The sequence below is a fragment of the Amycolatopsis sp. lyj-90 genome (assembly GCF_046549035.1).
Classification (GTDB): Bacteria; Actinomycetota; Actinomycetes; order Mycobacteriales; family Pseudonocardiaceae; genus Amycolatopsis.
In genome coordinates this window covers 233,097-254,810 of record NZ_JAJPWP010000002.1, presented here as the reverse complement: position 1 = coordinate 254,810, position 21,714 = coordinate 233,097, and the positions used below count along the sequence as shown (strand labels likewise).

The following is a 21,714-nucleotide window of genomic DNA, read 5'->3' as shown; positions in this document are numbered from 1 at the left end:
GCTAGCCTTCCCTAAGTTTGCTGAGGGAGCTGTGTGATGACGAATCCGTTCGACAACGAAGACGGCCGCTTTCTGGTGCTGGTCAACGACGAGAACCAGCACTCGCTCTGGCCCTCGTTCGCCGAGGTGCCCGACGGCTGGACGGTGGCGAAGGCCGAGGCCTCCAGACAGGAGTGCTTGGACTACGTAGAGGCGACGTGGACCGACCTGAGGCCCAAGAGCCTCATCGAGGCCATGGCGGCCGCAGAGGCCGACAGGACGTGAGCGACGGCGAAGGCGTCGACCGCCGCGGGTTTCTGCTCAAGGCGGGTTTCGCGGGCGCTCTGGCGCTGGGGATCGGGTCGGCGACGATCCAGTCCATGCCCGGCCGTGAACGCGGCCCGGTCACGATCGATCCCCGCGCCTACGCCCGGCCCCGGGCTCAGGGCGATCCGGTCGGCCAGGCCGGTCAGGTGCGCCCGGTGGCCGCCACGACGCCGCGGCCGGGGACACCGTTCCGGGGCACGGTCACCCAGTTGACGCCGTTCCGGGATCCGCTGCCCACCATGGCGACGGCGAGGGGCGACCGGTTCGGCGGCGTCGACAACCTGACGATCCGCATGCGGCCCAATTACGTCCGGCTGCACTCACAGCTCCCGCCCACGAAGATCTGGGGCTTCGACGGCCGGTTCCCCGGCCCGATCATCGAAGCCCGGCGCGGGAAACCGTTGCGGGTCACCTGGACCAACGAGCTCACCGGTCCGTATCCGTTGCCGGTGGTGGAGATCCTGTTCGACGAGAACGCCGATCCCTACCAGTGGGACGTTCCCGGCCGTGAAGGGGTCGCGCCGCGGGCCGACGTCGCCGCGCTGCCCGGCTGGACGTCGGTCCACCTGCACGGCCACTTCAGTGACGGCGGCAGCGACGGCTGGGCGGAGGACGCGGTCCTCGCCGGGCGCAGCCAGCTGGTGGAGTACCGCAACGACCAGCCCGCGACCACGCTCTGGTACCACGACCACGCCATGCACATCACGCGCTGGAACGTGATGTCCGGCCTGCTCGGGATGTACATCCTCCGTGACGACGAAGAGGCTTCACTGCGCCTGCCGTCCGGGGACCGCGAGGTACCGCTGCTGATCTGCGACCGGAACTTCGACACCGACGACAAGAACCGCCTCACCGGCACGATGCTGCACAAGACCACGGTGATGAGCACGGACCCGCTGCGGCAGGTGCGCTCGTTCGCCGGGCCGTACACGCTGGTGAACGGGGCGATCTGGCCGTTCAAGGACGTGGAGCCGGACTGGTACCGCTTCCGCATGGCCAACGCGTCCAACACCCGGCCGTACGTGGTGCAGGCGGTGACGGAGGACGGGAAACCCTTACCTCCCAACACGATCTTCGTGATCGGGTCCGACGCTGGACTGCTCGGCGCACCGGTGGACGTCGCGGGCGGCTTCAGCCTGGCGGCGTCCGAACGGGCCGACGTCCTAATCGACTTCCGTGCGCTCGCGGGCAAGAAGGTGCTGCTGCGCAACATCGACTACGACCCCGGGCCGTGGCCGGACTTCCTGCAGTTCCGGGTCGCGCAGCGCGGCAGGCAGAGCGGCTTCCGCCTGCCGAAGACGCTGGCGAGGTCGTTCACCCGCGTCACCGAGAAACAGCCCGTCGAGGCCGAGCGCATGGTCATGCTGACCCCGGTCGGCGTCTCGCACGCCCGGCTGTGGGAGATGCAGAAGATCGAGGCGCCGCCGGGACCGTTCCCGATCGACGGCATCGTGCAGCTGAAGGAACAGGACGGCTCGGTCACCACCTGGAAGCGCATGGCCTACCAGTGGACCGATCCCACGCAGTACACCGTCAAGGCGGGTTCGTGGGAGCGCTGGCGGTTCGTCAACCTCGACTGGTCCGGCTGGCCGCATCCGATGCACGTCCACGTCTGTGCCTTCCAGCCGGTGAAGCGCGGCTTCTACAACATCGACGGGTTCCAGTTCATCGACCTTCCCGGCGGCGGTATCGGCGGTGGCACCACGACACCGGTCTTCTGGGAGCGAAGCGAACCGGTGGCCCCCGACCAGGCGGGCTGGAAGGACGTCGTCAACGTGGCCGCGGGCGAGTCGGTCGACGTCGTCGCCAAGTTCGCCGACGTGACCGGCAAGTTCGTCTACCACTGCCACATGCTCGAACACGAGGACATGAGCATGATGCGGCCGTTCCTGGTGCAGCCCAAGGAGGTCATCGCGATCGCGAAGTCGATGGCCCACGAGCTGCCACCGACGGCCGGCGGCGGACACGGTCACTGATTTCAGGCAGAGGAAGGAACAACTGTGTCATCGGCGCACGAGGACGTCCGCAGCCCGCTGACCGCGGCGCAGCAGGGCGTCTGGTTCGGGCAGCGTCTCGATCAGTCCAGTCCGGCGTACAACACCGGCGAGTACCTGGAGATCCGGGGCGAACTCGACGTCCCCGCCTTCCGGGAGGCGGTGCACCGGACGCTCGCCGAGGCCGACGGTTTGTCCGTCCTTTTCGGACACGACGGATCCGGGCCCTGGCGGACGCCGGGTGCCACGCCGGAGCTCCGGATCGTGGACGCCGACGGCGATCCGGTTCCCTCGATGCGCGCGGAACTCGCCATCGCGCGGGATCCCGCGACGGGCCCGCTGGTGACACAGATCCTCTACCGGCGGGCGAAGGACCACTTCCTCTGGTTCTTCGCCTGCCATCACATCCTGCTCGACGGCTACGGTTTCGGGCTGATCCAGCGGCGCGTGGCGGCGATCTACACCGCCCTCGTCGCGGGCGAGCCGTTGAGCGCGAGCCCGTTCAAACCGGTGTCGGATCTCCTCGCCGACGAGAAGAATTACCGGGAGTCCGAAAAGTTCGAGCGTGACCGAGCGTTCTGGCTGGACAAGCTGGCGGATCTGCCCGAGGTCGTCTCCCCAGCGGCCCCGGTCCCGGCCTCGCACCATTTCCTGCGCGAGAGCACGCGACTGGACGCGGCCGGTTTCGAGGCGCTTTCCGCGCTGGCCAAGCGGCTCGGCACCGGCTGGACCGAACTGGTCATCGCGGCGACCGGGCTCTACCTGCACCGCGTCACCGGCGCCCCCGAGATCGTGCTCGGCCTGCCGGTGATGGGCCGCCTCGGCCCGGCGGCGCGGATCCCGGCGACCACGGTCAACGTGGTACCGCTGCGGATCCCGGTCACCGCGTCGACCACGGTGGAAGACCTGGTCAGGACCGTGACCGCCGAACTGAAGCTGACCCGCCCGCACCACCGGTACCGCGGCGAGGATCTGCGCCGCGACCTCGGCAGGCTCGGCTCGCGGCGGCTGGTCGGGCCGTGGATCAACATCAAACCCTTCGCCACCGGCCTCTCCTTCGGCGGCTTGCCCGCCACCACGCACTACCTGGCGGCCGGTCCGGTCGACGACCTGACCTTCACCGTGCAGGGCCTGCCGGGTGCCGGCGGGATCGAGCTGGACGTCGATGCCAATCCGGCCGCCTACAGTGCCGAGGAAGTGAAGGACCACGCTCGGCGCTTCGTCGGTGTGCTGGAGGCATTGGCCTCGTCCGCGCCGGATCTGCCGTCGGGCCGGTTCGACGTGACGGGCGTCGGGGAGCGATCCCGGGTCCTCGCGCTCGGCCGCTCGGAGCAGACAGCGCACGACGAATCCGACGTCTTGAGCGCGATACCCGGTGGTGACGGGATCGCCCTCCAGGACGCGGGATCGCGCCTGTCGTACGACGACGTCCACGACCGGTCCGGGAGACTCGCCGCCCGGCTCCTCGCGGAGGGCGTCCGGCCGGGGGACCTGGTCGCCGTCGCGCTGCCGCGCGGTGTCGATCTCGTCGTGACCCTGCTGGCGGTGCTCGAGGCTGGCGCCGCCTATCTCCCGCTGGATCCCGATTTCCCCGCCGAACGCGTGGAATTCATGCTCGCGGACGCCGCTCCGGCACTGGTGGTCGACCCCGCGTGGCTCGCCGGTGGCCTGCCCGCCGATCCGGCGCCGCTTCCGGAGCCGCCGCTCGACGCGCCCGCCTACGTGCTCTACACGTCCGGCTCGACCGGACGTCCCAAAGGTGTCGTCGTCACCCGGCGCAATCTGGCGAACCTCCTCGCCTCCTTGCGCGAACGGTTCGCGTTCCGTGCCACCGACCGGTTCCTGGCCGTCACGACGGTCAGTTTCGACATCGCCGCCCTGGAACTGTTCCTGCCCCTGCTCGACGGCGCGACAATCGTGCTCGCGGGCCGTGAGGACACGCGGGATCCGGCCCGGTTGAGCGCGTTGCTCGGCCGGGAACGGATCACCGCGATGCAGGCGACGCCGTCGTTGTGGCAGGCGCTCGCCGAATCCGCGCCGCTCGCCCTGCGCGGCGTCCGCGCGCTGGTCGGCGGCGAGGCGCTGCCGCCGTCGCTGGCCCGCACCCTGAGCGCGACGACAGCGGGCGTCACCAACGTCTACGGACCGACCGAGACGACGATCTGGTCCACCGCGCACGAAATCGACCTGGCGGGCGCCGACCGGCCGCTGATCGGGCGGCCCCTGCACAACACCCACGCCTATGTCCTCGACACCGCGCTCCGGCCGGTCCCGCCCGGCGCGACGGGCGAGCTCTATCTGGCGGGCTCCGGGGTCACGCTGGGCTACCTGGGCAGACCCGGGCTGACCGCCTCGCGGTTCGTCGCGAACCCTTTCGACGGCGGCCGGATGTATCGCACGGGCGACCTCGCGCGGTGGACGGAAACCGGTGAACTCGACTGCCTGGGCCGGACCGACCACCAGGTGAAGGTCCGCGGTTTCCGAGTCGAACTCGGCGAGGTCGAAGCCGTTCTCGGGCAGGCTCCCGGCGTCGGGCACTGCGCTGTCGTGGCGGCGGGCGCGGGGCTCGCCGGGTACTTCGTGCCGACCGGCGACACCGGGGACCTGCGCGCGGAACTGGCGCGGCGGCTCCCGGACTACATGGTGCCGGGCCTGCTCGTGCCGGTGGACGTGCTTCCGTTGACCCCCAACGGAAAGGTCGACCGGCTGGCGCTGGCGAACCGGACCCACACCGGATCCGGCGAGGCTGTCGCCGACCCCCGTCTCGCCCGGCTTTGCGGCGCCTTCGCCGACGTCCTCGGCGTCCCGGGCTTCGGCCCCGGAGACGACTTCTTCCGGTTCGGCGGGCATTCCCTGCTCGCCATGCGGCTGAGCGCCCGTCTCGGCGCGGAATTCGGCGTGGACGTCCCCATCGCCGCGGTGTTCGACGCCCCGACACCCGCCGCGCTGATCCGCGGTCTCGACGACCTCGCCCCGGCACGGCCGGACGTCCCGGTCGCGATCCGGCCCGAGCGGCTGCCGCTTTCCGCGGGGCAGCGCCGGATGTGGCTGCTGCAGGCCCTCGCCGGACCCTCCAGCGCCGCCTACAACCTGCCGCTGAGCCTGCGCCTGCGTGGCCCGCTCGATCGCCGGGCGCTGGTCGCGGCCCTCGACGACGTGATCGCCAGGCACGAACCGCTGCGTACCGTCTACCACGACGACGGAAGCGAGCCGTGGCAACAGGTCTTGCCGCCGTCGTCGGCCGTCTGCGAGGTGCTGGAAAGCACCGTGGACGAACTGCCGTCGGTGATCGCCGAGCACAGCCGTCGCCCGTTCGCCCTCGACGCCGAGCCGCCGGTCCGCGCGGCCCTGATCGTCCTCGGGACCGAGGACCACGTGCTCGTGCTGACCACGCACCACATCGCCACCGACGAATGGTCGCTGCGACCGCTGATCGCCGACCTCGAAACCGCGTACGCCGCTCGCTCGGCCGGTCACGCTCCACAGTGGACTCCGCTGGCGGTGCAGTACGCGGACTACACCCTGTGGCACCAAGGACTTCCCGTCTCGGCCGAGCTGGACTTCTGGGCGGCGGAGCTGGACGGCCTGCCCGAAGACCTTCCCGTCCCCAGTGGACGGACGCGGCCGGGCAACCCGGGCGGCCTCGGCCTGGTGCTGGACCTGGATCTGGCGGACGGCCTGCACGAACGGATCCGGGAACTCGCGGCCGAGACCGGCACCAGTGTGTTCATGGTCCTCCACGCGGCGCTGGCGACCGTGCTTTCGCGCTGCGGCGCGGGTACGGACGTCCCGATCGGTGTCCCGGTGGCGGGCAGGCCCGCCGAAACGCTGGACCCGCTGGTCGGGTTCTTCGTGAACACGGTGGTGCTGCGCGCGGATCTGTCCGGGCGGCCGACGTTCCGCGAGTTGCTGGCCCGGGTCCGCCGGACCGGCCTGGCCGCGCTCGCCCATGACGGCGTGCCGTTCGACCAGGTCGTCGACCGGGTGGCGCCGCCGCGCGCACCGGGCAGGCATCCGCTCTTCCAGGTGCTGTTCGCCTACCGGAACACGCCGGACGGCGACGGCGGGTTCGCCGGGCTCGACGCCGAGATGGACCTGATCCCCACCGGTACGGCCAAATTCGATCTCACCCTCAACGTCACCGAGACCGGTGACGGGCTCAGCGGATTCCTCGAGTTCGCACAAGATCTGTTCGACGCCGACGAGGCGGCCCTCTTCACCGGCCGGTTCGTCCAGGTCCTCGGCGACCTGGTCGCCTCGGCCGACGAGCCCGTCGCGGACGTGCGGGTCCTGCTGCCCACGGAACTGACCCGTCCGGACACCGCGCACGACGTCCCGCCGGTCACGCTGACGGCGCTGCTGGAACGGGCCTTCACCGACCATGCCGGCCGCGAAGCGCTGGTGTTCCGGGAAAGCCGGCTGACCTACCGGGAGCTGGACGAGCGCAGCGCGCGGCTCGCCGCCGGGTTGCGAGACCGCGGAGTGGGTCCCGAATCGGTCGTCGCGGTGGTCCTGCCGCGTTCGGTCGATCTGGTCGTCGCCCTCGTCGGTGTCCTGCGTGCCGGGGCGGCCTACCTGCCGGTCGATCCGGAACTGCCGGACGAGCGTGTGCGCGAACTGCTCGCCGACGCGTCACCGGACGCCGTCGTCTCGGCGGACGACCTGCCCGACGGCGACGGGTTCGCGCCCGCCGACATCGGCCAGGGCAACGCCGCCTACCTGATCTACACCTCCGGCTCGACCGGCAGGCCCAAGGGTGTCCTGGTGGAGCACCGCGCCATCGTCAACCGGCTGCTGTGGATGGCCGACCGCTACGGCTTCGACACAAGCGACAGAGTGCTGCAGAAGACCCCGGCGACCTTCGACGTCTCGGTGTGGGAGTTCTTCCTGCCGCTGATCACCGGGGCGGCGCTGGTCGTCGCGGAACCGGGCGACCACCGCGATCCGGACCGTCTGGCCGCGCTGATCGAGGCCCAGCGGGTGACGACCGTCCACTTCGTCCCGTCGATGCTGGCGGCGTTCGTGGCGGCCGGGGTGCCGCACGACCTGGGTTCGGTGCGCCGCGTGGTGTGCAGCGGCGAGGAACTGCCCGCCGATCTGGTCACCAAGGCCGGGGCGCTCTTCCGTGCGCCGCTGCACAACCTTTACGGTCCGACCGAGGCCGCGGTGGACGTCACCGAATGGGACACCGCCGACGGCGAGGCGCCGGTGCCCATCGGCGTCCCGGTCTGGAACACCGGCGTGCTCGTGCTCGACGCGAGGCTGAACCCGGTCCCGGCCGGGGTGCCTGGCGAGCTGTATCTCGCGGGTGTCCAGCTGGCGCGCGGTTACCGCGACCGGCCGGGCCTCAGCGCCGAACGCTTCGTGGCCTGCCCGTCCGGCGGCCGCATGTACCGGACCGGCGACCTCGTGCGGCGGCGCCCGGACGGCGCGCTCGTCTACCTCGGCCGCACCGACCATCAGGTCAAGATCCGCGGCCAGCGCATCGAACCGGGCGAGATCGAGGCACGGTTGGTCGCCCGGCCCGGCGTCGACGGCGCGGTGGTCGTGGTCCGTGACGGCAGGCTCGTCGCCTACTGCGTGCCCGCGACCGTGGATCCCGCTCCGGCGCTCGCCGGACTGGCCGCCGCGCTGCCCGCGGCGATGGTGCCGTCGGTGCTGGTCCCGCTGGCCGCGTTCCCGGTGAACCGCAACGGAAAGCTGGACCGCGCGGCGCTGCCGGAGCCGCCGGGGGAGACCGCGGTGGCCACGATCGCGCCGCGCGACGCGCGGGAAGCCGCCGTCGCCGACGCGTTCGCGGAAGTGCTGCGGCGGAGCGAAATCGGTGCCGACACCGGGTTCTTCACCGCGGGCGGGGACAGCATCAGCGCGATCCACCTGGTCGCGGCGCTGCGCCGGGCCGGGCTGCTCGTCACCCCGCGCGACGTCGTCGAGGCGGGCACCGTGGCCGAACTGGCCACCCGGGTCCGGGAGATCGACGACCGCGCCGTCCCCGCCACGGCGGCCGAACGGCTCGGGCCGGTGGCGCCGACCCCGATGCTGCGCTGGCTGCTGGAGCGCGGCGGCCCGATCGACCGGTACAGCCAGGCCACCCTGCTCCGGGTCCCGGCCGGGGTGAAGACCCGCGACCTGGCGCGGCTGTTCACCAGGCTCGTCGCCCGGCACGACTTCCTGCGGGCGCGGCTGACCGGTGACACGCTGGAGATCCGGTCTCCCCACGAGGCCAGGGTCTCGTTGCGCGCGGTGCTCGCCGAGGCCGACCCGCGAGCCGAGCTGGAGCGGGAGATCGCCGCGCTCGACCCCTACGCCGGTGTCGTGCTGCGTGGTGTCCACTTCCTGCCGGACCGGCTGCTGGTGGTGGCGCACCACCTGGTGGTCGACGCCGTTTCGTGGCCGGTCATCGGCGCCGAGTTCGCCGCGGGCTGGGCAGGGGAGCCGTCGCGTCCGGGTGACTTCGTGGCCCGTGACTGGGCGGCGTCCCTGACCGCGGACGAGACACAGACCGCGTTCTGGACCGACATGGCGGCCGGGACGAGCGTCGAACTGAGCACGGGCACCGTCGGTGACCTCCGGCATGTCGTCACCGAACTGCCCGCAGACCTTTCCCGGGCCGTCGTCACCGACATCCCGCGCACGTTCCACAGCGGAACGCGAGAAGTCCTCCTCGCCGCGCTCGGGCTGGCCGTCCGGGAGGTCTGGGGTGAGCGCGAACTCCGGGCGGATCTCGAAGGGCACGGCCGGGACGGCCTGCGCGCCGCCGATTCCGCCGTCGGCTGGTTCACCAGCCTGTACCCGGTCCGGGTGTCCCTCGACGGCACTCCCGAACAGATCCTCAAGCGGGTCAAGGAAACCCTCGCCGCGGTCCCGGACGGCGGCACGGGCTACGGTCCGCTGCGCGACCGCGTCCCTGGCGCGCCGCGGCCGTTCCTGGTCAACCACCTCGGCCGGGCCGTCCGGGACGACCGGGACTTCACCCCGGTGGACGGTCTCGGTTTCCTGGCGGGCGGCGCCGATCCGGAGCTGGCCGCGTCGCATCCGATCGAAGTGTCCACTTTGGTCGAAGACGGCGTGCTCAAGGCGCGCTGGTCGTCCAGCGAGCCCATCGACGCCCTGCTGGACGCCTGGCGCCGCGCGATCACCGCGCTGACCGAAGGTGGCGGCCATACACCGTCCGACTTCCCGCTGGTCACGCTCACGCAGTCCGAAGTGGACGAATTCGGCGACGTCGAGGACATCCTGCCGATCACCCCGCTGCAGGCAGGCCTGCTGGCCCAGGACGCCGAGACCGACGTCTACACCGTGCTCCTGTCCTTCGACCTCGCCGGGGAGCTCGACACCGCCAGGCTGCGCGCGTGCGCCGAGCAGCTGGTGCTGCGGAACTCCGCGCTGCGCGTGGAATTCCGGCTGCGGGCCGACGGTGATCCCGTCCAGGTGGTCCTGCCCGAACCCGCGCTGGCGTGGGAAGAAGGACCGCTCACCGAGGAGGCCGTCGAGCGGTTCCGCCGCGAGCGGTTCGACCTGAACCGGGCTCCGCTGATCCGGTTCGCCCTGTTGCGGGGCGGGCCGGGGCATCATCGCCTGCTCATCTGTCACCATCACGTCCTGCTGGACGGCTGGTCCTCCCTGTCGCTGGCTCGGGAACTGCTCGCCACGTACGGCGGGGCCGGGGCGCCGGTGCGGCGCCCGCACCGCGATCAGCTGACCTGGCTGTCCACAGTGGACAAGGACGCGGATCGCGCCGCCTGGGCCGCCGCACTGGCCGGGCTGGACGAGCCGACGCTGCTCGCCCCCGGCTCCGGTGAGCCGCGCTGGCCGGAACACCTCCACCGTGAACTCGACGCCGACGTGACCGCGTCGGTGGCGGAGCGCGCCCGTGTTCTCGGCTGCACGGTGAACACCCTGGTCCAGGTCGCCTGGGCGATCCTGGTGGGCAGGCTCACCGGCCGGGCCGACGTCGTGTTCGGCACCACGGTCTCCGGCCGCCCGGCGGAACTGGCGGGCAGCACCGAGATGGCCGGGCTGTTCATCAACACCCTGCCGGTGCGGATCTCGCCGCGTCCGGGCGAAACGGTGGACGCCCTGCTCTCGCGGGTGCGGCACGAGCAGGCGGAACTGCTGGACCACCACCAGATCGGACTCGCCGAGATCCAGCGCGAGGCGGGGATCGGAGAGCTGTTCGACACCCTGCTCGTGGTCGAGAACTACCCGGCGGCGTCGAGCTGGGACGCCGGCCGGGATCTCCGCGTGACCGGCGGGCCGCCGGTGGACGCCACGCACTACCCGGTCACCTTGATCGTCGCGCCCGAGGAGCGGCTGTACGTCGGGCTGAAGTTCCAGCCCAGTTTCGGCGAGCATGACGCGGCCGTGCTGCTGGACCGGTTCGTCCGGGTCCTGCTCGACGTCGTGGCCGACGGGACCGCTCCGGTCGGCAGCCTCGGCATCGCCGACGCCGCCGAGCGGGACCTCGTCGTCCACGCGTTCAACGAGACCGGCGAGGTCCACGGTGGACGGACTCTCGCCGACGAGTTCCGGGCGCAGGCCCGTCGCACGCCGGACGCGATCGCCGTCACGGACGAGCACACGAGCCTGACCTATGCCGAGCTCGACGCGGCGGCCCGCGGTCTCGCCAGGGCGCTCACCGATCGCGGTGTCGGCGCGGAATCCGTCGTCGCACTGGCGTTGCCGCGGTCGGCGAACCTGATCGTCGCGATGCTCGCCGTGCACAAGGCGGGCGGCGCCTACCTGCCGATCGACCTCGGCCACCCGGCCGAACGCGTGACGGGCGTCCTCACCGAGGCGCGGCCCGCCCTCGTGCTGACCACGGACACGTTCTACGACGGCTTCGAGCACCTGTCACTGGACGGTTTCGAGCCGTCGGGTGACGCCGACGTCGCCGTGCGGCCCGGAAACGCGGCATACGTGATCTACACGTCGGGTTCGACCGGCCGCCCCAAGGGCGTGGTCGTCGAACACGAGAGCGTCGTCGGACTGATCGATTGGGGTCGCGCCACCTTCGGCGAAGAGGGGCTGTCGCGGGTCCTCGCGGCGACTCCGGTCACCTTCGACGTGTCCGTCTTCGAGATCTTCGCCCCACTGCTCAGCGGCGGTCGGATCGACGTCGTCCCCGACGTCCTCTCGCTGGCCGACGCGACGGACGGCGACCGGCTGAGCCTGGTCTGCGGGGTGCCTTCGGCGATCGCGGGCGTCTTCGAACAGAACCTGTCCGGTCTCGAGGTCGGCACCTTCGCCCTCGCGGGCGAGGCCCTGTCCGCGGATCTGGTGCGCTCCATCCGGACCGCGCTCCCGGACGTGCGCCTGCTCAACATCTACGGTCCGACCGAGGCCACGGTGTACGCGACCAGCTGGCCGGTGGCCGACGGCGAACGCGTGCTGATCGGCGCGCCGCTCGCCGGATGCCGGTGCTACGTCCTGGACCGCGATCTCAACCCGGTCCCGCCCGGCGTCACGGGTGAGCTGTACCTGGCGGGCGGGCTGGCCCGCGGCTACCTCGGCCGCCCCGGCCTGACGGCGGAGCGGTTCGTGGCGAACCCGTTTCACAGCGGCCGGATGTACCGCACCGGCGACCTCGCCCGCTGGACCGAAGACGGGCAGATCGACTACCTCGGCCGCGCCGACCACCAGGTCAAGGTGCGGGGATTCCGCATCGAACTCGGCGAGATCGAACACGTCCTCGGCGCCGTCCCCGGGATCACCGGTGCCGCCGTGGCCGCCCGTCCGGGCGGGCTGACCGGCTACGTCACCGCGTCGTCCACTGTGGACGTCGAGCGGGTGCTGGCGCATTGCCGGGACCACCTGCCTTCGTACATGGTGCCGGACGTGATCGTGCCGCTCGGCGAGTTCCCCTTGACCCCCAGCGGAAAGCTCGACCGCGCGGCGCTGCCGGAACCCGGCGCGCGAGCCGAGGTCACGGCGTCCACGAGCGGGAACGCCACCGCGGCGCTGTTCGCGGACATCTTCGCCGAGGTTCTCGACCTGCCGGCGGTGGGCGAGCAGGACCACTTCTTCGGTCTCGGCGGGGACAGCATCCTGTCCCTGCGCGTGGTGGGCCGGGCCAGGGCCGCCGGACTGGCGGTCCGCGCCCGGGACGTCGTCGAACTCGGCACGCCGCTGGCACTCGCCGAACGCGTCGGCGCCCTCGTCGAATCCGGGCAGGCCGAACCGGAACCGGCCGAGATCGCCCGCACGCCGATCATGGCGTGGGCGGCCGAACGCGGTGGCGACCTCGACCGCTTCGCGCAATGGCTGCTCCTGACCACGCCGGAGGACCTCGACGCCGCGAGCCTCCAGCGCAAGCTCGAAGACCTCTTCACCCGGCACCCGGAGCTGGGGAGCCGGCTCGCCGAAGACGGACGTCTCGTGCCCGGCGCCACCGGTGCTCCCGCCGTCCGCGTCGTCGAAGACCTGGCCGGAGAACGCGAACGCGCACTGTCCGAATTGGACACCGTGGCCGGTGTCCTGCTGCGCACGGTCTGGAGCCCCTCCCGGCGGCGGCTCCTGCTGGTGGCCAACCACCTCGTGGTCGACGGTGTGTCCTGGCGGATCCTCATGGAGGACCTCGCGGGCGCCCCCGCCGCCACCGGTGGCAGTTTCGCCCGCTGGGCGCGGGAAGCCACCCGGATCGACGCCGACCCCGCGGCCTGGCGGTCGTTCCTGGACCGTCCCTTCCCGGGCCTCGGTCGCCGTCCCGTCGATCCCGGGACGGATCTTGTCGCCACGGCGGCGAAGTTCGAGGTCGAACTGCCGTGGGCGGGGCTTCCCGACGTGGCGGTCCACGCGCACGGGACCGTGCAGGACGTCCTCCTGGCCGCGCTCGTGACGGCCGCGCGGCAACCGCTGCTGGTGGCCGTGGAGGGCCACGGCCGGGCGGACCTCGGCCCGGACATCTCGCGCACGGTCGGCTGGTTCACCTCGCGATACCCCGTGCCGCTCGAAGAGGGCGGCGATCCCGTCGCCACCCTCAAGGGCGTCAAGTCCGCGCTGCGCGGCCTGCCGGGCGGCGACCTCGCCGGTCTCCAGTACGGCAAGCTGCGCTACCTCGACCGTGTGCCGGGGCTGCCCGAACCCGAGGTGGGCTTCAACTACCTCGGCCGGTTCACCGGCGGCGACGGTGACTGGACGCCCGCCGAGCCGATGGGCGGCCACGCCGATCCGGGCACCGCGGTCGCCGCGGCGCTGGAGATCAACGCCGCCGTCGACGGGGACGTCGTCCGCGCGTCGTGGGCCTTCGTCCCGGACATCCTCGGCGAGACCGAGGTCCGGGCCTTGGCCGCTCGCTGGCAGGAGGCCGTCGCGGCACTGGTCGAAGCGGTGCGGGAGCCGTTCCACACGCCGTCGGACTTCCCGCTCGCCGAGCTGACCCAGTCCGATGTGGACACAGTGGACGCTCTGCTCGCGGTCGAGGACGTCCTGCCGCTCACCCCGCTGCAGACCGGACTGCTGTTCCTGACCGATTTCGAGGCCACCGGCCCGGATCCGTACCTGATGCAGCTCCGGCTGGACTTCGACGGCGAGGTGGACGGGCCGCGGCTGCGCCGGGCCGCCGCCGCGCTGCTCGCCCGGCATCCCGCCCTGCGCGCGGGTTTCCGTCACACGGAAGCGGGCGTGCCGATCCAGTTCGTCCCGGCCGCGCTGGAGCCCCGCTGGGCCGAGCACGAAAGCGGTGACGTCGACGCGCTGGCCGAGGCCGACTTGGCGGACCGACTCGATCCCGGTGAGCCACCGCTGCTGCGGCTCACCCTGATCCGCCTTCCCGGCGGGGGAGCGGTTCTCCTGCTGACCGCGCACCACCTGCTCTACGACGGCTGGTCGGGTCCGCTGCTCGTCGGCGACCTGCTCGACGCCTACACCAGGGACGCGGCACCGGCGCGGGCTTCACGGCCGTTCCGTGACCACCTCGCCTGGCTGTCCACCAGGGACACCACGGTCACCGAAAAGGCTTGGCGTACCGCACTCGACGGTTTCGACGAACCGGCGCTGCTCGCACCCGCGGCCGTCGGAGACCGGATCTCGCGCCACTACGAGTCCGCCTTGCCGGAAGCGCTGACGAGTGAACTCGTCGCAGTCCTGCGTGCCGCGGGGCTGACCATGACGAGTCTGGTCCAGGCCGTGTGGGGGTTGCTGCTGGGCAGGCTCACCGACCGCGAGGACGTCGTGTTCGGCACCGTCGTCTCCGGCCGCCCGGCCGAGGTCGACGGCGCGGACGGCAGCATCGGCCTGTTCGCCAACACGATCCCGGTCCGCGTCCGGACCGGGTACGGCGAACCGCTGCTGGACCTGCTCGGCCGGGTCCAGGCCGAGCAGGCCGCCCTGCTGGGTCACCAGTACGCGGGACTCGGCGAGATCCAGCGGTTCGCGGGCACCGGCGAGCTGTTCGACACCCTGCTGGTGGTCCAGAACTACCCGCTGGACGGCGAATCCGTGCGCGCCGCCTCGGGCGAACTGGATCTTCGTTCGGTCACGGCGTCGGACGACACGCACTACCCGCTCGCCCTCGTCGTCGAGCCCGGCGACAGGCTGCGCGTCACGTGGAAGTACGCGGAGAACGCGTTCGAACCGGGTGAGATCGAGCGTCTCGCCGAGCGGTTCACCCGGATCTGCCGGGCACTCGCCGCCGATCCCGGGGCGCCCGTCGGTGACATCGACGTCCTTTCCGGTGCCGAGCGGCACGAACTGCTGGTGACCGCCAACGACACCGCGCACGAGGTCGCGGACCTGACCATCGCCGGGTTGTTCGCGCGCGTCGCCGCGGCCGGTCCGGATCACGAGGCCGTCGTCGACGGGGACACCTCGCTGACCTACGCCGAACTGGACCGCCGTTCGACGGAGCTGGCGCGTTCGCTGGCCGGACGCGGTGTCGGCCCGGAGTCGGTGGTGGGTGTCCGCCTGCCGCGGTCGGCGGAGCTGATCGTGGCGCTGCTGGCGATCCAGAAGGCGGGCGGCGTCTACCTGCCGCTCGACCCGAACTACCCGGCCGAGCGGATCGACGCCATGATCGCCGACTCCGAGCCGGTGCTCATCCTGGACGGAATCGCCCTCCCGGCCGGGACGCATACGCTTGCGGAGCCGGTTTCGACCGCCTCGGGGGCGTACATCATCTACACCTCCGGCTCGACCGGCCGTCCAAAAGGGACGATGGTGAGCCACGCCGGTGTCGCCAGCCTGGCGCACACCATGGTCGAAGCGTTCGGCGTCGGGCCGGGCAGCCGGGTCCTTCAGTTCGCGTCGGTCAGCTTCGACACGTCGGTGTGGGAGCTGTGCATGGGCGTGCTCACCGGCGCGACCCTGGTGATCGTCCCCGACGACGAACGCGCGGGCGATCCGCTGGCCACATTCCTGTCCAAAAAGGACATCACACACGCGACGCTTCCGCCCGCGGCGCTCGCGTCGATCCGGCCCGGACAGGTGCCCACCGACCTCGTCGTGATCGTGGCGGGGGAGGCGTGCCCGCCCGCGCTCGCCGCGGACTGGGCCGCGCACCGGCGGCTGTTCAACTCCTACGGCCCCACCGAGACCACGGTGGACATCACGCTGTGGGAATGCGGGCCCGAGCCGGACCGGGGCGCGGTGCCGATCGGCGGCCCCGTGCACAACACCGCCGTCTACCTGCTCGACCGGCGGCTGCGGCCGGTCCCGCCCGGCATCGTCGGCGAGATCTACGCGGCCGGGACCGGGCTGGCGCGCGGGTACCTCGGCGAGTCCGGGCTGACGGCGTCGCGGTTCGTCGCGAACCCGTTCGGCCCCGGACGGCTCTACCGCACCGGGGACCTCGCCCGCCGCCGTGCCGACGGCGCGCTGGTCTACGCCGGCCGTGCCGACCACCAGGTCAAGGTACGCGGGTTCCGGATCGAACTGGCCGAGGTCGAAGCCGTGCTGTCCGGCTGTCCCGGCGTGGCCGGGGTCGCGGTCCTGGCACTGCCGGACGCCCGCGGCGCCAACCGGCTCGTCGCCTACGTCGTGGGTGACCCGGATTTCGACGAGGTCCGGACGGCGGCGCTGACGAAGCTCCCGGACCACATGGTGCCGGCGGTCTTCGTGTCGTTGCCGGAGCTTCCGCTGACGTCGCAAGGGAAACTCGACCGCCGTGCGCTGCCCGCCCCGCCCGAACCGGCCGCGACCGGGGACCTGACCGGCGCCACCGACGCCGAACGGCTGCTCGCCGGGATCGTCGCGGGCGTCCTCGGCCTGCCGTCGGTCGGGCTGGACGACGACTACTTCACCCTCGGCGGGGACAGCATCCTGTCCATCCAGGTGTCCGGCCGGGCCCGCGCGGCGGGGCTGGAGATCCGGCCGCGGGACATCTTCGACCGCAAGACGGTGGCGAACCTCGCCGCGCTGGCCGCCACCCGCGCCCCGGCCGAAGCCGTGGCCACCGAACAGATCGCGGCCACCGGGCCGACGCCGATCACCCCGGTGATGCACTGGCTGCGCGAACTGGACGGCCCGATCGCCCGGTTCAGCCAGGCGCAGACGCTGGTGACGCCGCCGGGGCTCACCCTGGAGCACCTCACCGAGCGGATCCAGGCCGTCCTCGACCGGCACGACATGCTGCGCGCCAAGCTGAACGACGACTGGACGCTGGACGTACTCCCGCCCGGCGCGGTCCAGGCCGCAGACGTCCTCTCGCTCGGCGCTCCGGACGTCAAGGCGGCCGCCGAAACCCTCGACCCCGTGGCGGGGCGGCAGGTGCGGTTCGTCTGGCAGGACAACGGCGCCGCGCCGGGCCGGTTGCTGGTGCTGATCCATCACCTCGCGGTTGACGGCGTCAGCTGGCGCATCCTGCCCGCCACCCTCGCCGGTGAGCAGACCACGCCCGGGACGTCGTTCCGTGCCTGGGCGCACAGGCTCGCCGAAGCCGGCGCCGATGGCGAGTTCGCGGACGAACTGCCGCACTGGCGGGCAACCCTGGCCGACGCGCCGGTCCAGCCCGGACTCGGCACGACCGAACCGGAACGCGACCGGGTCGGCGCGGCCAAGCGGGTCCGCAGGATCCTGACGACGGACAAGACCGAACCGTTGCTGACCACGGTTCCGGCCGCCTACGGCGCCGGGATCCAGGACGTCCTGCTCACCGCGCTCGCCCTCGCGGCGGCGAAACGGGGACCGCGGGACCTCCTGGTCCAGCTGGAAGGCCACGGCCGCACCGAACTCCTCGACGGCGCCGACCTTTCCGGCACCGTCGGCTGGTTCACCAGCGCGTACCCGGTGCGGTTGAGGCTCGACGGCGTCGACGTCTCCGACGCCCTGCGCGGCGGCGGCGCGGCGGGCAAGGCGCTGAAGGCGGTCAAGGAACAACTGCACGCCGTGCCGGGGGAGCAGGGCCTCGGGTTCGGGGTGCTGCGGTACCTCGACCCGGCCGCGCGGGACGGCCTCGCCGTGCTCGAAACACCGCGGATCGGCTTCAACTACCTGGGCCGGTTCGCCGTCCCCGAAGCCGAGAAGCCGTGGGAGACGGCACCCGGCGGCACCGGGGTGAACGGGGCCACCGAGCCCACGCTGCCGATGGCGCACGCGCTGGAGATCACCGTCGTCGTCACCGACCACGACGGACGGCCCGAGCTGACCGCCGACTGGACGTACGCACCGGGCGTGGTCGCCGAGACCGACGTCCTCGCGCTGGCCGACGCGTGGTGCGACGCGCTGGCCGCGCTCACCGACCACACCGCGGGACCGGGGACGGGCGGGCACACCTCGTCCGACTTCGGCCTGGTCTCGCTGAGCCAGCAGCAGATCGACCTGCTCGAAGCGAAATGGGGCAAAGCATGACGCACGGGGGACTCGAGGACGTTCTCCCGCTCACACCGCTGCAGGAAGGCTTGTTCTTCCTGTCCTCCCTCGACCGGGAGGAGCAGGACGTCTACACCGTCCAGCTGCGTTTCGAGCTGGGCGGGGCGGTGGACGCCGCCCCGCTGCGGGCGGCGGCGCAAGCCCTGCTGGACCGCCACGCGAACCTTCGCGTGGCCTTCACCGCGACCGGCGTGGAACGCCCGGTGCAACTGGTGCTGCGCCGCGTCGAGGTGCCCTTCACCGAGGTCGACGCGGCCGACCGCGCCGAGGCGGGCCGGATCGCCGAAGCCGACCGCGCGGCGCGGTTCGACCTCGAGACCCCGCCGCTGATCCGCTTCACCCTGGTGCACGTGGGCGAGGACGAGCACCACCTGCTGCTGACGCATCACCACCTGCTGATGGACGGCTGGTCGGGACCGCTGCTGGGCCGCGACCTGTTCGCCCTCTACGCCGCCGCGGGCGACCCCGCGGTGCTGCCGAGGGTGCGCCCCTACCGCGACTACCTGGCCTGGCTCAACGCCCAGGACAAGGCCGCCGCCCGCGCGGCCTGGCGAGCCGCGCTGTCCGATGTGGACGGTCCGACCCTGCTCGCGCCGAACACCTCGGGTTCCGTCGTGCCGGAACAGCTCGACCATTCTCTGTCCACAGAGGACACCGAACGGCTGGTGGCGTTCGCCCGGGCGCGCGGGATCACGCTCAACACCCTCGTGCAGGCCGGATGGGGTCTCGTCCTCGGCCGGGCCACCGGCCGCGCGGACGTCGTCTTCGGCGTCACCGTGCACGGCCGTCCCGCCGACCTGCCGGGCGCGCACGAGATGGTGGGCCTGTTCATCAACACCGTGCCCGCCCGGATCACCACGAACCCCGCCGAGAGCGCCCGCGACTTCCTGAGCCGGGTGCAGTCCGGGCAGGCGGATCTCCTGGAGCACCAGCACCTCGGCCTGACCGAGATCCAGCAGCTCGCGGGCGGCCGGGATCTCTTCGACAGCCTGCTGGTGTTCGAGAGCTACCCGGTCGACGAAGAGGCGCTGGCCCGCGGTCAGCGGGAAGCCGGGCTGGACGTCCGGTCCGTCGCCACCACCGACGCCGCGCACTACCCGGTGACCCTCACCGTGGTCCCCGGCCCCCGGCTGACGCTCGGGCTCGCGCACCGTGCCGACGTCGTGCCCGCGGCCCGGGCCGAAGTGTTGCTGCGCGGCCTCGTGACCACCCTGCTGGGATTCGCCGACGACGCCGACCGTCCCGTCGGCCGCCTGCCGCTGCTGCCCGCCGACGTCGTGGCGACCGTGGTGCGCGACTGGAACGACACCGGGCACGCCGTGCCCGCCGGGACGCTGCCCGAGCAGTTCGCGGAGCGGGTGCGCCGGACGCCGGACGCGCTCGCGGTCATCGCGGAGGACGCGCGCTGGACGTTCGCCGATCTGGACGGTCTGGTCGCGCGGTACGCCGGGGCACTCGCCGCGCACGGAGTGGCGCCGGGCGACCTGGTCGCCCTCGTCCTGCCGCGGTCGGCCGAGCTGATCGCGGCCGTGTACGCCGTCCACCGGCTCGGCGCCGCGTTCCTGGCGGTCGACCCGGGACTGCCCGAACAGCGGATCCGGTTCCTCATCGAGGATTCCGGCGCCGCCGTGGTCGCGACACCCGAACTCCTGGCCACGGAAGCCGAACCGGTCACCGCGCGGACCCCGGTCACCGGCGCGCATCCCGCGTACGTGCTCTACACCTCGGGCTCCACGGGGCGCCCCAAGGGCGTCGTCGTCTCCCATCGGGCGATCGCGAACCGGATGGCGTGGTTCCTCGGGACCGTCGAGCCCGGACCGGCGGACAGGCTGCTGTTCAAGGCGCCGGTGTCCTTCGACGTGTTCGTCGGCGAGATGAACTGGCCCGCCTGCTCCGGGCAGCCGGTGGTGATCGCCCGGCCCGACGGTCACCGCGATCCCGCGTACCTGGCCGAACTGGTGACGCGCGAGAACGTCACCATCCTCGAATTCGTGCCGTCGATGCTGAGCGTGTTCCTCGCCGAACCGGCCGCGGCCGGTGTCACGTCGCTGCGGGTGGTGATCGTCGGCGGCGAGGCGATCCAGATCGACCAGATGCTGCGCGTCCGCGAACTGCTGCCCGGCGCGAGCCTGGTCAACACCTACGGCCCGACCGAAACCGCGGTCGACCTGACGGTCTGGGACACCGCGGGCGAGGACGGCGGCCGTCCGGTCCCGATCGGCACGCCGACCTGGAACACCCGCGCCTACGTGCTCGACGCGGGCCTGCGCCCGGTGGCGCCCGGGGAACCGGGAGAGCTGTACCTCGCCGGGCCGCAGCTGGCGATCGGCTATCACGGCGCCCCCGCGCTCACCGCTCGGCGTTTCGTCGCCGATCCCTTCGGCGCGGCCGGTGACCGCATGTACCGCACCGGCGACCTCGCCGCGTGGAACACCGACGGGAGCCTCGCCTACCTCGGCCGCACCGATCAACAGGTCAAGATCCGCGGTGTCCGGGTCGAACTGGGCGAGATCGAGCACGCGCTGTCGCTGGTGTCCGAAGTGGACAGTTCGGCGGTGATCGTCCGGTCCGGCGAACTCCTCGGTTACGTGACGCCGCGGACGGTCGACACCGCCGCCGTCCGCGCGGAACTGGTGCGCGCGGTGCCGTCGTACCTGGTGCCTTCGGCGATCGTCGCGCTGGACACCCTGCCCGTCACGGCGAACGGCAAGCTCGACCAGGCCGCGCTGCCCGAGCCGGGGCGCTCCTCGACCGGCGTGCGGCGTGAGCCGAGGACCGCGGCCGAACAGCTGATCACCGAACGGTTCGCCGCCGTGCTCGGCCGTCCTCGTGTCTTCACCGACGAGGACTTCTTCGCGCTGGGCGGGCATTCCCTGCTCGCGATCAAGCTCGTCGCCGGGCTCAAGTCCGCCCTGCGGATCGAACTGTCCCCGCGCACGGTGTTCGACAACCCGACCCCGGCCGCCCTCGCGGCGGCGCTGGCGGACGCTGTCGCGGCTCGGCCCGCTCTTGTGCCCGCGCCGCGGCCGGAGTTCCCGCCGCTTTCGGCGTCCCAGCGGCAGCTGTGGTTCCTGCACCGTGTCGACGGACCCAACGCCACCTACAACCTGCCGCTCGTGTGGCGGATCGGCGGACCGCTCGACGTCGGCGCGCTGAGGGCCGCGCTGGGTGACCTCGTCGCGCGGCACGAGATCCTGCGCACCGTCTATCCCGACCGCGACGGCGTGCCGTTCCAGCGGATCCTGGGCGAGGTCGCGATCGCCTGCCCGGTCACCGACGTCACCGAGGACGAACTGCCGGACCAGATCGCCGAGGCGATCGGGTACGCCTTCGACCTGGCCGAGGAACCGCCGATCCGGCCGTCAGTGCTGCGGCTCGGGCCGGACGACCACGTCCTCGTCCTGCTGCTGCACCACATCGCGGGCGACGAGTGGTCTTCGCACCCGCTGCGCCGTGATCTGTTCGCCGCCTACGAGTCCCGGCTCGACGGTGTCGCCCCGCAGTGGGCGCCGCTGCCCGTGCAGTACGCGGACTTCGCGCTGTGGCAGGAAAAGAACCTGCCGTCCGCCGAGTTCTGGCTGAAGGAACTGGCCGGACTGCCCGAACTGCT

Annotated in this window: 4 protein-coding genes (1 of these 4 cut by a window edge); all 4 read left to right on the top strand. The window is 72.1% G+C overall.

Annotation, left to right across the window (positions count from 1 at the left end; translation table 11 throughout):
• The first annotated feature begins 36 nt into the window (after positions 1-36).
• Tightly spaced (at most 24 nt apart), the 4 genes in view from ACLJPX_RS06815 to ACLJPX_RS06800 form a layout consistent with a single transcriptional unit that may run on beyond the window.
• A complete protein-coding gene (locus ACLJPX_RS06815) occupies positions 37-264 on the top strand; it encodes an MbtH family protein (RefSeq protein ID WP_101608888.1) in 228 nt (75 codons plus the stop codon).
• A complete protein-coding gene (locus ACLJPX_RS06810; protein ID WP_410599260.1) occupies positions 261-2,282 on the top strand; it encodes a multicopper oxidase family protein in 2,022 nt (673 codons plus the stop codon). Before ACLJPX_RS06815 ends, ACLJPX_RS06810 begins: the two co-directional genes overlap by 4 nt.
• Before the next feature lie 24 nt (positions 2,283-2,306).
• Entirely contained in the window at positions 2,307-18,083 is a 15,777-nt protein-coding gene (locus ACLJPX_RS06805) for an amino acid adenylation domain-containing protein (protein WP_410599259.1), read from the top strand.
• On the top strand, positions 18,080-21,714 hold the 5' portion of the coding sequence (locus tag ACLJPX_RS06800) for an amino acid adenylation domain-containing protein (RefSeq protein ID WP_410599258.1). Its footprint extends 9,697 nt past the window's final position; the window shows 3,635 of its 13,332 coding nt (coding positions 1-3,635); it begins with the start codon at positions 18,080-18,082; its stop codon lies beyond the right edge, outside the window. Before ACLJPX_RS06805 ends, ACLJPX_RS06800 begins: the two co-directional genes overlap by 4 nt.

What these genes read in the sequence shown, in the direction of transcription:
- ACLJPX_RS06815 (WP_101608888.1), top strand. Translation starts at nt 37, where the DNA reads ATGACGAATCCGTTCGACAACGAAGACGGCCGCTTTCTGGTGCTGGTC.